The organism is Nonomuraea muscovyensis (assembly GCF_014207745.1).
Classification (GTDB): domain Bacteria; phylum Actinomycetota; class Actinomycetes; order Streptosporangiales; family Streptosporangiaceae; genus Nonomuraea; species Nonomuraea muscovyensis.
Window position 1 is genome coordinate 173,932 of sequence record NZ_JACHJB010000003.1, and the last position, 12,803, is coordinate 186,734.

Below are 12,803 nucleotides of genomic sequence, written 5' to 3' on the forward strand. Positions count from 1 at the left end.
CTCGTGCCTCTACGATGCGGAGCATGGCTCCGCAAAGTAAACGGAGCGACGCTCCGGATATATCGTACGGTAAGAGGAGCGACGCTCCGGATCCGACCGGCACGCGCGCCGATGCCCGCCGCAACCGAGCCCGGATTCTCGACGCGGCTCGCGAGGCCGTCCTCGCCGAGGGGACCGACGCGTCGCTGAGGGCCATCGCCAGGCGCGCCGGTGTGGGCGTCGGCACCCTCTACCGCCACTTCCCGACGCGGGAGGAGCTGATCAAGGAGCTGGTCCGGGAGAGCTTCCACGCCCTGGCCGCCCGGTCCGGGGGGCTTGACGCGCAGACCCCGCCTCTGGACGCGCTGGCCGCCTGGCTCGCGGACTTCGCCCGCGCCACGACGATGTACCAGGGCCTGCCGGCCTCGCTGATGGCGACCGTCGCCGACGAGTCGTCACCGCTGAACCGGGCCTGCCAGGACATGCGCCAGGCGGGAGCCGCGCTGCTGCGCCGCGCCCAGGACGACGGCGTCATCCGCGGTGACATCGACGGCACCGACCTGTTCGCGCTCGCGAGCGCCATCGGCTGGGCCGCCGAGCAGACCGCCGATCCCGACGCGCGCCGGGCACGCCTGCTTCGGGTCGTCCTGGATGGGCTGGTCGAGCGGAGGCAGGCGCCGGAGAGGTGATCATGCGCACGTTGTTCTACCGGGGTCCCTCCCGCGAGATCCGGCACAGCGAGACCGCGCCCGGTCTCCCGGGCGGCCGGTCCCGGCATAACGCCGCCCGATTTCCGCCGGTGCCCGGCCGTCCGGGCCCGGCACCGTAGGCGGCGTGACATCGAAGCACTCTCCCATCGAGCCGAACATCCTCTACTTCGGCACCCCCGTCGTCCTGGTCTCCACGGCGAACGAGGACGGCACGCCCAACCTGGCCCCCATGTCGTCCGCCTTCTGGCTCGGCTGGCGGGCCGTCCTCGGGCTCGGCGCGCGCTCCCAGACGGCGCGCAACCTGCTCAGGACCCGCGCATGCGTGCTCAACCTGCCCTCCGACGAGCTCGCCGCGGCGGTCGACCGGCTGGCGCTGACCACCGGCGCCGACCCGGTCCCGCCCGCCAAGCACGAGCGCGGCTACCGCTTCGTGGCGGGCAAGTTCGAGCGGGCCGGGCTGACCCCCGTGCCGTCGGAGACGGTGGGCGCGCCACGGGCGGCGGAGTGCCCGGTGAGCATGGAGGCCGTCGTCGAGGCCGTGCACGGGCTGGCCGAGGACGACGAGAAGCTCCGGGGCGGCGTCGTGCTCTTCGAGGTACGCGTCCAGCGGGTGTGGGTGCACGACGAGATCCGGTTGGCCGGCACGGACGACCACATCGACCCCGACGCCTGGCGACCGCTGATCATGAGCTTCCAGAAGCTGTACGGGCTGGGGCCGCAGGTCCATCCGTCCACGCTGGCCCGGATTCCGGAGCGGCTCTACCGCAGCACCGACGTGGACCGGGCACGGGTCACACCGCCCATTCCTCGCTGAAGGTCATATCAGTGCATGATCAGTGTGACTGCCGTTGTTTCTGGTAGAGAAAAGGGCATCACGCTGCACATGACCCGTTACCTCGCGAAGTGGTGGACCGTCGCCGTGCCCAGCCTGGCCCTCCTGGCCCTCGTGCTGTCATGGGGACGCGACCTGTCGACCTCGGGGGCGATCGTGCTGGCCGTCATCCTGGCCGGAGCGGTACTGGCCGCCGTGCACCATGCCGAGGTGATCGCGCACCGGGTCGGCGAGCCGTTCGGGTCGCTGGTGCTCGCGGTGGCGGTCACCGTGATCGAGGTGGCGCTCATCGTCAGCCTGATGATCTCCGGGGGCGAGCGGACGGCGACGCTGGCCCGCGACACCGTGTTCGCCGCCGTGATGATCACCTGTAACGGCATCATCGGGCTGTCGCTGCTCAGCGGCACGCTTCGGCGGCGGACCGCGCTGTTCAACGCCGAGGGCAGCGGCGGCGCCCTCGCGGCCGTCGCCACGCTGAGCACGCTGAGCCTCGTCCTGCCGACGTTCACCACCAGCGCGAAAGGGCCCGCCTTCTCTCCCGCCCAGCTCGCTTTCGCGGCGGTGGGATCGCTCGCCCTGTACGGCCTGTTCGTGCTCACCCAGACCGTACGGCACCGCGACTACTTCCTGCCCGTCCCCAGGGACGGCAGGCCGGTCAGCGAGGAGGAGCACGCGCCCACGCCGAGCGGGCGGACCACGCTGGTCAGCCTCGGGATGCTGCTGGTGGCGCTCGTCTCGGTCGTCGGCCTGGCCAAGGTCGAGTCGCCGGTCATCGAGACCACGGTGCGCGCCGCCGGCCTGCCGCAGTCCGTGGTGGGCGTGGTGATCGCCCTGCTCGTGCTGCTGCCGGAGACCCTGGCCGCCGTCAGGGCCGCCCGGCGCGACCAGATCCAGGTGAGCCTCAACCTCGCCCTGGGCTCCGCGATGGCCAGCATCGGGCTGACGATCCCGACCATCGCGGTGTCGTCCATCTGGTTGCAGGGGCCGCTGGTGCTCGGGCTGGGCGGCACGCACATGGTGTTGCTCGGGCTGACGTTCGTCGTCACGACGCTCACCGTGGTGCCGGGGCGGGCGACTCTGCTGCAGAGCGGGGTGCACCTCGTGCTGTTCGCCGCGTTCCTGTTCCTCGCGATCAGCCCCTGAGGCCCCGGCTACACGCCCTTGCGCATGGCACGGTTGCCGAGGATGAGACCGACGGCGGCGACCAGGGCCGCGGCGGCCGTGCCGGACAGGACGGACAGGTCGGTGAGGTTGCCCGCGAACAGGGCGCGCTGCGCCTCCACGATGTACGAGATCGGGTTGAGCTGCCCGACCACCCGCAGCCAGTCAGGTCCGGAGTCCATCGGCAGCAGCACGCCCGACAGCAGGAGCAGCGGGAAGAGCAGCGTCTGCGTGACGATGTAGAAGAGCGTGCCACTGGGCGCCGACTTGAAGGCCAGGACGAACGACAGGGCGCCCAGCCCGATCCCGAACAGCACCAGCAGCGCCAGCCCCGCCAGCACGCCCGCCAGGTGCAGCCGGAACCCCAGCGGCACCGCCAGCGCGATGATCAGCACCGACTGGCAGAGCAGGACCGCCATCTCCTTCATCGTCCTGCCCACCAGCATGGCCGTGCGGTTGACCGGCGTGACCATCAGCCGCTCCAGCGACCCGCCGAGCAACTCGACCAGCAGCGTGTAGCCCGCCGCCATCGGCCCTGACAGGCACATCATCACGAGGATGCCCGGCACGAACCACTGCCAGGACGAGCCGATCGCCCCGTCCAGCAGCGACCCGAACAGGAACAGGAACAGCAGTGGCTGCCCCATCTCGAACAGCAGCCCGACCGGTTCGCGCAGCGAGGGCCTGACCTCGCGGGTGAAGACGGTGGCGGTGTCACGCAGGAATGTCGTCATCGGTGAGGCTTCTCCCGGTCAGAGTGAGGAACACGTCGTCGAGCGTCGGTCGGGTGGTCTCCGCGCCGGTGACCTTGATGCCGGCCTCCTCCAGCGCGCGCAGGTACTCGGGCAGGGCGGCGGGGGCGTTGGCGACGCGCACCCGCACGGTCGTCGCCTCGGCCGTGGCGTCGCCGTCGGCGAGTGACACGCAGGCGGCCGCCTCCTGCTCGGTGCGGGTGGTGATCGTGATGTGGTCGCCGGCCAGGTCGTTCTTGAGCCGGTCGGCCGTGCCGTCCGCGATGATGCGGCCGCCGTTGATGATCACCACCCGTTCGGCCATGCTGTCGGCCTCCTCCAGGTAGTGGGTGGTCAGGAAGATCGTCGTGCCGTACGCCTCGCGCAGCCGCAGGATGTGCGTCCAGATCTCGGCGCGGCTCCTGGGGTCGAGGCCGGTGGACGGTTCGTCCAGGAAGAGCAGGCTCGGGCGGTGGACCAGGCCGAGCGCGATGTCGAGGCGGCGGCGCTGGCCGCCGGACAGCGTGCCGGGCTTGCGCCGCGCCAGGGGCCGCAGCTCCAGCAGGTCGAGCAGTTCGTCGGCACGCCGGCCCGCCTCCGGCGTGGTCAGTCCGTAGCAGCGGCCCTGCGTGACGAGCTCGTCGCGGACGAGGAAGTTCTCGCCGGCGCTGCTCCGCTGGCCGACGTAGCCGATGCGCCCGCGCACCTTGGCGGGGTCGCGGCGCACGTCGTGGCCGGCCACGACGGCGGTGCCGGAGCTCGGGGGCAGCAGGGTGGTGAGCATGCGCAGCGTGGTGGACTTGCCCGCGCCGTTCGGGCCCAGGAAGGCGACCAGTTGCCCGGCCGCCACATCGAGGTCGATGCCGCGGACGGCCTCGACGGTCTCGTTCTTCTTCATCGTGAACACTCGGGTCAGGCCCCGGGCGTGGATCATGGCCGTTCTCCTCCGGGCATGGCGAATAACCCCTTGGGGGAGGGGTGCCGGGGTTTGTGGGTCGCAGCCATCTTGCGCACGCCGAACGCGGCTTGGCAAACGCGAACATGACATTCATATATCGCTCTGACCTGCGAAAACAACGTAGTCAGCGGAAGGTCCGGGTGGCCTTTACCGAGCCGCTGAAATGCGCTTTCCGCCGTCTCGGAGTTTTTTCGATAACGGTGGACGGGAACGGCTTGCGGGCATATGTCGCGTTCCGCGATGATCACCGGCGTGAAGCGTCAGTGGTGGTATGGAGTGGCCGGCGTGGCCGTCGCGGTGGGGCTGGCGGGGAGCGCGCAGGCGGCTCACGGAGCCGTACGGGCCGCCGACGGACTCGCCGGGGTGGACGTGAGCAACTGGACCGGCGAGGTCGACTGGGCCGCCGTCACCTCGGGCGGCGGGAAGTTCGCGTTCGTGCACGCGACCGAGGGAACCGACTACCGCAACCCCAGGTTCGAGGCACAGCACGGCGGCGCGGCGGCGGCCGGGCTGCTGCGCGGCGCCTACCACTTCGCCCAGCCGCACGAGTCGGACGGCGCCGCCCAGGCCGACCACTTCCTCGCGGGCGGCGGCGCGTGGCGGTCCGACGGCACGACGCTGCCCGGCGTCCTCGACCTGGAGGACAACCCCTACCGCGACCGCAACGGCAAGAACGCCTGCTACGACCTGTCCCCGGCCGACATGGTCACCTGGATCAAGGCGTTCACCACGCGCTACCGCAAGGCCACCGGGCGGCACGCGATCATCTACACCACCACGAGCTGGTGGCGCACCTGCACGGGCGACTCGACGGCGTTCAGGGCCAACCCGCTCTGGCTGGCCCGCTGGGGCACCGACCCGGGCGAACTGCCCAAGGCGTGGAAGAAGCACACGTTCTGGCAGTCGGCCGAGAAGGGGACTCTCGCCGGCGGGCAGAACTCGTTCAACGGCACCCAGGCCGAGCTGGAGGACCTGGCCCACCCGCCCGCCGAGGTGACCGTCTCGGGGCAGGCCAGGGACCGCAGGCACTACCGCGTCACGGTGGCCAACACCGGCCCGCACCCGGTGACGAAGATCAAGATCTCCGGCCGCGCGTACGGCGGGCAGCGCGTGGTGGGCGCTCCCGGATGCAGGTTCAGCGGTACGGCGGTGCGGTGCGAGGTCGGCGAGCTGAAGCGGGGCCAGCGGGTCACGTTCACCTTCACCACCAAGCCCAGGTCGGCCAAGGGCGCCGTGGGCATGCGATTCGCCGTCGGCACCGTCGAACTCGACCTGCGCGCGTCATAGCGGCCGGGTGCTTCCCGGCGCGTGTCGTCTCGTAGCGCCGGGGCGATTCCGACGCGTGCGCGTCCTTTGACGCGATAGGGCAGGATCTCTCGGAGGGGTGCTGTCGGCGCGAGGGGAGCGGGCGGGGTGTCGGTGCGGCGCCGGGCGGCCTTGACGCGCCGGATCCTGGCGGGCGCCGTGCTCCTGCTCGCCGCCACGGCATCCGTGCCGCTGCGGCCGTACGCGCCGTCGCAGGTCGTCGTCGCCGTCGCGCTGGACGTCGAGGGGCGCGGCATCGTCTACTCGTGGGGCGGCGGGCACGCCGACGAGCCGGGGCCCTCGACGGGCACCTGCCGCGGCTACACGGGCCGCATCCTGCCCTGCCCGGCCATCCGGACCGTGGGGCTGGACTGCTCGGGCTTCACTCGGTGGGTGTACGCGCTCGCACACGGGCGCGACGTGCTCGGGCCGGGCACCACCGACGACCACGTGCGCCGGATGCGGCGGGTGGGCTCGCCGGTGCCGGGCGACCTGGTGTTCTTCGGCAAGGTGACGAAGAAGCGCCTCCGGACCCACCATGTCGGGATCTACCTGGGCGGCGGCAGGATGGTCAACGCCCCCGAGACCGGGGCCGTCGTGCGGGTGGACCGGATCGACCAGGTCAAGGGCTTCGCGGGCTTCTACCGCCTCTGAGCGGGCCCCGCGCGGGTACTTGACCAGCGTTATGGGTGTAACGCGGGTTGTGTTGCGAAAAATGAGAGACCCGAGGGCTAATCTGTGCCGCTATGGACAGGCGATGGGTCGGCCCCGACGGTCTTGAGATCGTTCCCGCTTTCCGGGAGGGGCGTCAGGTGCTGAGGGTGAGCCGCGACGGACGTTTCGTGACCGACTGCGTGTCCGTCGCGCAGGTGGCCCGCCTGGTCGATCTGGCAGACCTCTGCGAGGTCATCGCGCTGCCCTCGCGGCGGGGGTTCGAGGCCGTCGGATGAGTTCGCATCATCGCTGAGGGGCGTGTATGGTTACACCTGTCCGCAGCGCCGGACAGGCCCCTATAGCTCAGTCGGCAGAGCGTCTCCATGGTAAGGAGAAGGTCAACGGTTCGATTCCGTTTGGGGGCTCGCAGCCTGAACAGAAAACGCCCGACCTGCTTGTCGCAGGGTCGGGCGTTTCGCGTTCAGCACGGCTGCCGTGCGATCTCCCGGCGATCGCTCAGCTCCGTGGGCGGCGCTGTCACGCGCCCGGGGCTCGATACTCCACCTCCTGCCTCGCGGCCTCGTCGATCTCCTCCGGCGTCAGCAGGACCACCGTCCTCGTCCGCGCTCCGCCGGCTGCCGACGTCGTGAGGCCCACAGCGGCCGAGGCGACGTTGCCGGGCAGGTCGACGATGACGTAGACGTCGTTCTCGCCGAACGCGAAGTAGAACTGCTCGACCCGGCCGCCGACGCTTTCCGCCATGCGTTCCACCGCCTGGCGGCGCGTGGTGCCTCCGTCTCGCAGCAGCCCCTTGAGGCCGTCGACGGTGTAGCTCGCCTGGATGAGGTATTTGGGCATGGTCGAACCCCTCCCCGTGTCACCGCTCCGGTGGGAACGGCACGAATGCGGTCACGTGGACGGAGTTCTCGGCTTCGGTTGACGGTAAGCCCAGCCGGTGTACTGATTTCCGCCTGGCGGTGCACGGGACTCCGCCGATCGGACCGTCGGCGCCCCGCATCCTCAGTAGAGGATTTATCCGATCTTGTCGCCATCTTGTCGATACGATCGTGTCTCGGTCACCGCCTCGAGACAGGGGATCGCCGTGTCCCAGTCATCTGGATACGCCTACGCCCATGGGGCGCTGGCCCGCACCGCGTTCGACATGGGCGAGGTGGCCGGGTGCCTGAGGGCGGTCCGCCAGATCATCGAGAGAGACTGCGCCCTGCCCACCGGGTCGCTCGGCTGGGCCGCCGAGATGCAGCGAAGGTCGTACGGGCAGCAGCTCAAGAGCTGGCTGGACGAGATCGACTACGGCGTCAAGGAGGCCGAGGCCATCGGGGAGCGGGCGGCGGTGACGGATCGCAAGTACGTCGGCGCGGAGTCCGCCCAGGTGCGCAACCTGCTCCGCACGATGGGATGGGCTCCCGACGCCGCGGGCCGGTTCCGCGAGCAGCCGGCGGTGGCGGCGGTCCACTACGACGCCACGTCCACGACCGGGACGGCGTGGCTGCCGAAGGTGCTGATGGGGGCGGGGTTCCTTGGCGTGGGATTCGACGCCCACGCGCTGCGGACCAACCCCGAATGGCGGGCTCTGACACGCGAGAAGCGGCGGGCCGGCAGGCAGGTCAACGCCATCCACACGCTCCGCCACGCGACCGACGGAGTCGGCGAGGCCCTCCGGCGCGGGCTCCCGGGCGACCCCAAGAGCTGGAACGTCTACCACGACGGCAAGGGCTGGCGGGCCTACCAGTCGCAGTCGGCGGTCCTGAGCCGGTCGACCACCAGCGTGCTGACCCAGGCCAGGCGCTTCTCGCTGGCGGCGATCACCGCGGCCGTGGTCTGGGACCTGCTCGTCATCCCGTCGGACGAGGTGCTCAACCGGGTCGCCAACGCCTGGGACGAGATCCACCGCATGTGCCGCCAACTGTTCGGCAGCGACCTGCCCGCCATCCAGGAAGCGGCGATGGCGGTCTGGGACGGTCCGGCGATGAACGCCGCCGACCAGCGCCTCCTCGGCCTGATCTACGGCGGGCACGATCTCGCCGACTACGCCAAGCATGTCTCCGAGCGCATCGGCGGCCTCATCGAGCAGCTCAACACCCTGCACAAGGCGGTGTTCTGGATCTCCGCCTCCACGGTCGCCCTGCTCGCCGCCCATGCCATGCTGTCGTTCATCCCCGCGGCGCGGGTCGTGGCCGAGATGCTCGGCCGCACGCTGACCTCGCTGGCGCTCGTGGCGGCGAACCTCGTGCCCGCCCTGGTCGCGAGCCAGTTGGTGGGCTCGCTGAAGATGAACGTCCCGTCACGGGTGTTCCCCCGCCTGGGGGTCTACGGGTTCATCCCCGCTCCCTGACGCCCGCCCCGGCTCCCCGGTCAGCAGGTCACGTAGGCGCGGCTCGACCGGCCCCAGCTGCACGTGTCGATCTTCTTCAGGTCGGCGGCCCGGTAGACGCCGGCGGTGTCGCCGGTGTTGTTCCACACGTACCAGCCGCGCCCCCAGTACAGGACGGTCGAGGTGTCGGTGCCCTTGCCGGACCTGACGGTGACGCTCCTGCCCGGCCGGAGGGTGAAGCGGGGGAAGCGGTACTTGAAGCCGTTCTTGTCGCGCAGGATCCACTTCTCCAGCTGGATCGGCGCCCGGGTGGTGTTCTTCAGGACGGCGTACTCCCCGTTGAGGCTGGCGTTGCCGCCGCGGTCGGACCCGGGGCTGTCGTAGTGGACCTTCGTGAACTGCACGGCCGGAGCCGCCGCGCGGGCCGCGGGAGTGAGGGCGAGCAGGGCCGCCGCCGCCGTGCCGGCGGCGAGGATGGCGCGACGATTCAAGCGCATCTGGGTGTCCTTCTGCGGGGGAGATCTCAGGGCAAGACAGCACAGAGGACGTGCGGGTGGCGGCGTCGGTTGGCAGGGGAGGCCGCTTGCGTTGGGGTTCCAGGAGCGGCGACGATTCCGCCCGCCCGCCCCGGGTAGCGGTCCCGGCGACATCGGGCGTACCGAAGGAGGGGCCATGGCACGGCCGCTGACCACCGCCGCCGGCGCGGCCCTGGGGGCCGTCTTCAACCTGGTGGCGCACCTGCGGCGGGGCCGGCCCCTGCACCCCGCGGGGCTGCTCTTCGACGCCGAGCTGCGCCTGCACGGCACCGGCCGCACCTGGGGGTCCCCGTTCCTCGACGAGCGGATGACGCTGCGAGGGGCGGCCCGGCTGTCTCGCTCCGCCGGGCTGCCGCCGCCGCTGCCCGACATCCTCGGCATCGCCCTGCGCTGGGAGCAGGACGGCCTCAGGCCCGAACTGCTCCTGGCCACCACCGGTCACACCGTGCTCGGCCGCCGCCTGCTGCGGCCCGCCACCCGGTGGGCGCCCGGCATGTACGGCTCGTTGTTCCCCTACGAGGCGGCCGGTCGGCGGGTCCTGATCGGGGCGTTGCCGCAGGCGGATCGGCCCCTGCCCGCCCGCTTCGACGCGCTCGCCCGGGAGGTGGAGCGGGCGCCGGTCCCGATCGACCTCCTCGTCGCGACGCCGGCGGGGCCGTGGCGGCTCTTCGGCCAGGTCCGGCTCCTCCCGCCGGCCAGGCCGGACGCCGCCGCGCCGACCCGGTTCAACCCGCTCCGTCATCCCGTCCCGGGGCTGCGCCCGGCGGGGTGGCTCCAGCGCGTGCGCGGGTCCGTGTACGACGCCGCGCAACGGGTGCCGGACCACGCGGGCGAGGTGTCCCCGCGGGACCGCGCCGGTTCGCACCCGTGGTGACACGCTGGTACGCTGGCCCGCACTCCGACCCCGGTTCGCGGGCCGGCCGGGGCTCCACCGGCGGATGAGCCCCACCAGGAATGCCCGCGGGGTCCGCCGTTGTTGTGTTCGGTAGTCGGGTGTTCTTCAGGCATACTGGGAGCACCCTCGCCCGATCAGGCGAAGTACAGATGTGCTTCCCGGTTCGGGTATCCTCTACGGGGCCGGGTCGTTTCCCGCACCGGCTTCCAGGCGGAGTAGCTCAGTCAGGCAGAGCAAACGGCTCATAATCGTTGTGTCGCCGGTTCAAGTCCGGCCTCCGCTACTGCCCCATCCCAGGTCGATCGGCCTGGGCATGGGCATGTCCTAGTCCCAAACGTAGAAAGGCACTCCCACGTGGCTGCCACCGACGTTAGGCCGAAGATCACGCTGGCCTGCCAGGAGTGCAAGCACCGCAACTACATCACGCGGAAGAACCGGCGCAACGACCCGGATCGGCTTGAGCTGAAGAAGTACTGCCCCAACTGCCGCACGCACCGCGCGCACCGCGAGACCCGCTAGCTCTTTCCCGAGCGCGATCTCGCCGGGCAGCACTGCCTGGTTTCCTATCGCACAACCGGCGCCCTCGATCGAGCGCGCCGGTTTGTCATGTCTGCGCTCCCTCCGGCCCTGGGCAAAATCGCGACCATGCCCGGAGACAGCCGAACGTTGTTCTGTTAGCGTCTGGCTGAAACGGGCGCAGGACACGCGAGGGAGCACAGATGGCCTTGAACCGTGACTTCGTGGGGCGGACCTACCCGGCCAGCGCCCCGTACGAGGTCAGCCGGGTGAAGATCAAGGAATTCGCCGCGGCGATCGGCGACACCAACCCCATCTACCGCGACAGGGAGGCCGCCCGAGCGGCCGGACACCCCGACGTGGTCGCGCCCCCGACCTTCCCCATCGTGTTCAGCCTGCAGAGCGGCGGCGAGGCGCTGATGGACCCCGGCCTCGGCCTCAACCTCGCCATGGTCGTGCACGGCGAGCAGCGCTTCGAGTACACCCGGCCCGTCTACGCCGGAGACGAGCTGGTCACCAGCGCGACGATCACCGACATCCGCAGCGCCGGGCGCAACGAGCTGCTGACGGTGCGCAGCGACGTCACCACCGTGGCCGGCGAGCCGGTCTGCACCACGTACAACACGATCGTCGAGCGCGGAGGGGCGGCCTGATGACCGCGACGGTGAAGTACGACGAGGTCGAGGTGGGCCAGGAGATCCCCGCGGTGGACTACACCGTGCGCCGCAACCACCTGGTGATGTACGCGGGGGCGTCCGGCGACTTCAACCCCATCCACTGGAACGAGCGCTTCGCCAAGGCCGTCGGACTGCCCGACGTCATCGCGCACGGCATGTACACGATGGCGCAGGGCGGCAGGTTCGTGACCGACTGGGCGGGCGACCCGGCCGCCGTGGTCGACTACGGCGTGCGCTTCTCGTCCATGGTGGTCGTGCCCGACGACGACCAGGGCGCCACCATCACGGTCAGCGGCGTGGTCGAGGAGAAGCTGGCGGACAACCGGGTGGTCGTGGCGCTGACGGCCCGGTCGGGCGACGCCCGGGTGCTGTCCAGGGCGCGTGCGGTGGTGCGGCTGGCCTGACCCGCGCTCGGCATGATAGGCGGCTCGGCTCTCGGGTAAGCGAGAGCCTATGACTGAAGCCGCACACCATGTCACCGTCTGGCCGACGGTCCACTCGATCCCCGTGTCGGCCGTGACCGACGACGGGCCGCCCGGTCATCTGCGCCCGCCCAAGCCGCAGGACGTGGCGGGCGGCACCGGCACCGGCCGCGACACCATGGGCGGCGCCCCCGGCGGCCCGGCCCCCGGCGGAACCACCACGGGGCCCGCCACGGGAGTCGGCACGGCGCGGGCCAAGCCCGCCGCGACGGACGCCGGTGCGGGGGCACGGGCGAACCCGGCCGCCGAGTTCGGGTTCTCCGGCGACCCCGGCCAGCACGGCGTCCCATCCGACGACATGCTGCACGCCCAGCGCACCTGGGACGCCTCGCTGGCCACCAACCGCCTGGACGCCCTGGGCGTCACCGCCGAACGCCGACGCGTCGAGACGGCCCCCATCACGACCACGGTCGGCCTGCTCGTCGACGGCCGTCCCACGCGGGTGCGGGAGGTGCTGCAGTCGTTCCTCGACCACACCGACGCCCACATCCTCGCTCTCGACCTGGGCGACGTGGACGGTGCCGGCGCCGTGGTGCGGGAGTTCGCCGGCCGTGACCCGGAGCGGGTCACCGCCTGGCACGTGGCGGAGAAGCCGGCCTGGCGGGGCGGTACGGCCACGTGGGGCGCGTGCCGGGCCAAGCTGCTGCGGCTCGACACGTCCGAGGTGCACGTCGTGACGGACGGTTCCGTCGTGCTGGACGGCGACGCGATCACACCGCTCGTCGCGGCGGTGCATGACGGCGCCGTGGCCGCCGGGTGGGCGGGACCGGAGCGCGCCGGCGAGGAGTGGAGTCCGGCCGGTCCCGGCAAGGTGGCCGCGCTGGGCGGCGAGCTGATGGCGGTGCGGCGGGCGGCGGCTCTCGGGACGCCCGTGGAGGAGGCACGCGACGCGGTGGAGCTGTCGCGGGCGCTGCGCGGCGAGCTGGTGGTGCCGCAGGCCCGGCTGCCGGTACGGCGGGTGCCCGCCGCCGACTGACCGCGTGCGCGACGGCCGCCCGAGGCCCAGGGGCGGGCCCCCGGCCTCCCCAGGTCTCC

At 71.5% G+C, this 12,803-nt stretch carries 16 protein-coding genes and 2 tRNA genes; 14 read left to right on the forward strand and 4 right to left on the reverse strand.

Annotated features, from left to right (window positions below):
• The first annotated feature begins 23 nt into the window (after positions 1 to 23).
• From FHU36_RS32360 to FHU36_RS32370, 3 genes are all read left to right on the forward strand, one after another.
• Positions 24 to 668 carry a TetR/AcrR family transcriptional regulator gene (locus FHU36_RS32360; protein WP_185087901.1) on the forward strand — a complete coding sequence of 215 codons (645 nt, stop codon included), beginning with the start codon at positions 24 to 26 and terminating at the stop codon, positions 666 to 668.
• 145 nt (positions 669 to 813) lie between these two features.
• Positions 814 to 1,503, forward strand: coding sequence for a flavin reductase family protein (locus tag FHU36_RS32365; protein ID WP_185087902.1), 690 nt, complete (start codon positions 814 to 816; stop codon positions 1,501 to 1,503).
• A gap of 69 nt (positions 1,504 to 1,572) precedes the next feature.
• The gene (locus tag FHU36_RS32370; RefSeq protein WP_185087903.1) at positions 1,573 to 2,664 is read left to right on the forward strand and encodes a calcium:cation antiporter; all 1,092 of its coding nucleotides are present in this window, start codon (positions 1,573 to 1,575) and stop codon (positions 2,662 to 2,664) included.
• A gap of 8 nt (positions 2,665 to 2,672) precedes the next feature.
• On the opposite strand, the gene FHU36_RS32375 is transcribed toward FHU36_RS32370, so the two are convergent.
• Positions 2,673 to 3,416, reverse strand: coding sequence for an ABC transporter permease (locus FHU36_RS32375; protein WP_185087904.1), 744 nt, complete (start codon positions 3,414 to 3,416; stop codon positions 2,673 to 2,675).
• Positions 3,397 to 4,347, reverse strand: coding sequence for an ATP-binding cassette domain-containing protein (locus FHU36_RS32380; protein WP_185087905.1), 951 nt, complete (start codon positions 4,345 to 4,347; stop codon positions 3,397 to 3,399). Before FHU36_RS32380 ends, FHU36_RS32375 begins: the two co-directional genes overlap by 20 nt.
• Positions 4,348 to 4,623: 276 nt before the next feature.
• Between FHU36_RS32380 and FHU36_RS32385 the strand changes: the two genes are divergently transcribed.
• The 4 genes from FHU36_RS32385 to FHU36_RS32400 all read left to right on the forward strand — a co-directional run bounded on the left by FHU36_RS32385 (position 4,624) and on the right by FHU36_RS32400 (position 6,755).
• Positions 4,624 to 5,658 carry a GH25 family lysozyme gene (locus FHU36_RS32385; RefSeq protein ID WP_221497056.1) on the forward strand — a complete coding sequence of 345 codons (1,035 nt, stop codon included), beginning with the start codon at positions 4,624 to 4,626 and terminating at the stop codon, positions 5,656 to 5,658.
• Positions 5,659 to 5,784: 126 nt separating this feature from the next.
• A complete protein-coding gene (locus FHU36_RS32390) occupies positions 5,785 to 6,330 on the forward strand; it encodes a C40 family peptidase (protein WP_185087907.1) in 546 nt (181 codons plus the stop codon).
• 92 nt (positions 6,331 to 6,422) lie between these two features.
• Positions 6,423 to 6,626 carry a transposase gene (locus tag FHU36_RS32395; protein WP_185087908.1) on the forward strand — a complete coding sequence of 68 codons (204 nt, stop codon included), beginning with the start codon at positions 6,423 to 6,425 and terminating at the stop codon, positions 6,624 to 6,626.
• 56 nt (positions 6,627 to 6,682) lie between these two features.
• Positions 6,683 to 6,755 (forward strand) — tRNA-Thr (locus tag FHU36_RS32400).
• A 112-nt stretch (positions 6,756 to 6,867) separates the two neighbouring features.
• Here FHU36_RS32400 and FHU36_RS32405 read toward each other — a convergent pair.
• Positions 6,868 to 7,188 (reverse strand): GYD domain-containing protein, encoded by a 321-nt coding sequence (locus FHU36_RS32405; protein ID WP_185087909.1) that lies wholly within the window; start codon positions 7,186 to 7,188, stop codon positions 6,868 to 6,870.
• Between the two features lie 244 nt (positions 7,189 to 7,432).
• On the opposite strand from FHU36_RS32405, the gene FHU36_RS32410 reads away from it, so the two are divergent.
• Positions 7,433 to 8,683, forward strand: a complete 1,251-nt coding sequence (locus FHU36_RS32410) for a hypothetical protein (RefSeq protein WP_185087910.1) — start codon at positions 7,433 to 7,435, stop codon at positions 8,681 to 8,683.
• Between the two features lie 20 nt (positions 8,684 to 8,703).
• Here FHU36_RS32410 and FHU36_RS32415 read toward each other — a convergent pair whose 3' ends face one another.
• A complete protein-coding gene (locus FHU36_RS32415; RefSeq protein WP_185087911.1) occupies positions 8,704 to 9,159 on the reverse strand; it encodes a lamin tail domain-containing protein in 456 nt (151 codons plus the stop codon).
• 175 nt (positions 9,160 to 9,334) lie between these two features.
• Between FHU36_RS32415 and FHU36_RS32420 the strand changes: the two genes are divergently transcribed.
• The 6 genes from FHU36_RS32420 (at position 9,335) to FHU36_RS32445 (ending at position 12,744) form a co-directional block, all read left to right on the forward strand.
• Positions 9,335 to 10,072 carry a hypothetical protein gene (locus tag FHU36_RS32420; RefSeq protein ID WP_185087912.1) on the forward strand — a complete coding sequence of 246 codons (738 nt, stop codon included), beginning with the start codon at positions 9,335 to 9,337 and terminating at the stop codon, positions 10,070 to 10,072.
• A gap of 230 nt (positions 10,073 to 10,302) precedes the next feature.
• Positions 10,303 to 10,376, forward strand: a tRNA-Met gene (locus FHU36_RS32425).
• A 71-nt stretch (positions 10,377 to 10,447) separates the two neighbouring features.
• A complete protein-coding gene (gene rpmG / locus FHU36_RS32430; protein WP_101786011.1) occupies positions 10,448 to 10,612 on the forward strand; it encodes a 50S ribosomal protein L33 in 165 nt (54 codons plus the stop codon).
• 200 nt (positions 10,613 to 10,812) lie between these two features.
• A complete protein-coding gene (locus FHU36_RS32435; protein WP_185087913.1) occupies positions 10,813 to 11,262 on the forward strand; it encodes a MaoC family dehydratase N-terminal domain-containing protein in 450 nt (149 codons plus the stop codon).
• Complete coding sequence (locus FHU36_RS32440) at positions 11,262 to 11,690, forward strand: MaoC family dehydratase (protein ID WP_185087914.1); 429 nt, start codon at positions 11,262 to 11,264, stop codon at positions 11,688 to 11,690. The genes FHU36_RS32435 and FHU36_RS32440 overlap by 1 nt, the downstream gene beginning before the upstream one ends.
• A 49-nt stretch (positions 11,691 to 11,739) precedes the next feature.
• Positions 11,740 to 12,744, forward strand: coding sequence for a glycosyltransferase family 2 protein (locus FHU36_RS32445; protein ID WP_185087915.1), 1,005 nt, complete (start codon positions 11,740 to 11,742; stop codon positions 12,742 to 12,744).
• Positions 12,745 to 12,803 lie beyond the last annotated feature (59 nt).

Coding starts and splice junctions, on each gene's coding strand:
- FHU36_RS32360 (WP_185087901.1), top strand. CDS start 24: ATGGCTCCGCAAAGTAAACGGAGCGACGCTCCGGATATATCGTACGGT.
- FHU36_RS32370 (WP_185087903.1), top strand. CDS start 1,573: ATGACCCGTTACCTCGCGAAGTGGTGGACCGTCGCCGTGCCCAGCCTG.
- FHU36_RS32375 (WP_185087904.1), bottom strand. CDS start 3,416: ATGACGACATTCCTGCGTGACACCGCCACCGTCTTCACCCGCGAGGTC.
- FHU36_RS32380 (WP_185087905.1), bottom strand. CDS start 4,347: ATGATCCACGCCCGGGGCCTGACCCGAGTGTTCACGATGAAGAAGAAC.
- FHU36_RS32395 (WP_185087908.1), top strand. CDS start 6,423: ATGGACAGGCGATGGGTCGGCCCCGACGGTCTTGAGATCGTTCCCGCT.
- FHU36_RS32405 (WP_185087909.1), bottom strand. CDS start 7,188: ATGCCCAAATACCTCATCCAGGCGAGCTACACCGTCGACGGCCTCAAG.
- FHU36_RS32415 (WP_185087911.1), bottom strand. CDS start 9,159: ATGCGCTTGAATCGTCGCGCCATCCTCGCCGCCGGCACGGCGGCGGCG.
- FHU36_RS32420 (WP_185087912.1), top strand. CDS start 9,335: ATGGCACGGCCGCTGACCACCGCCGCCGGCGCGGCCCTGGGGGCCGTC.
- FHU36_RS32435 (WP_185087913.1), top strand. CDS start 10,813: ATGGCCTTGAACCGTGACTTCGTGGGGCGGACCTACCCGGCCAGCGCC.
- FHU36_RS32440 (WP_185087914.1), top strand. CDS start 11,262: ATGACCGCGACGGTGAAGTACGACGAGGTCGAGGTGGGCCAGGAGATC.
- FHU36_RS32445 (WP_185087915.1), top strand. CDS start 11,740: ATGACTGAAGCCGCACACCATGTCACCGTCTGGCCGACGGTCCACTCG.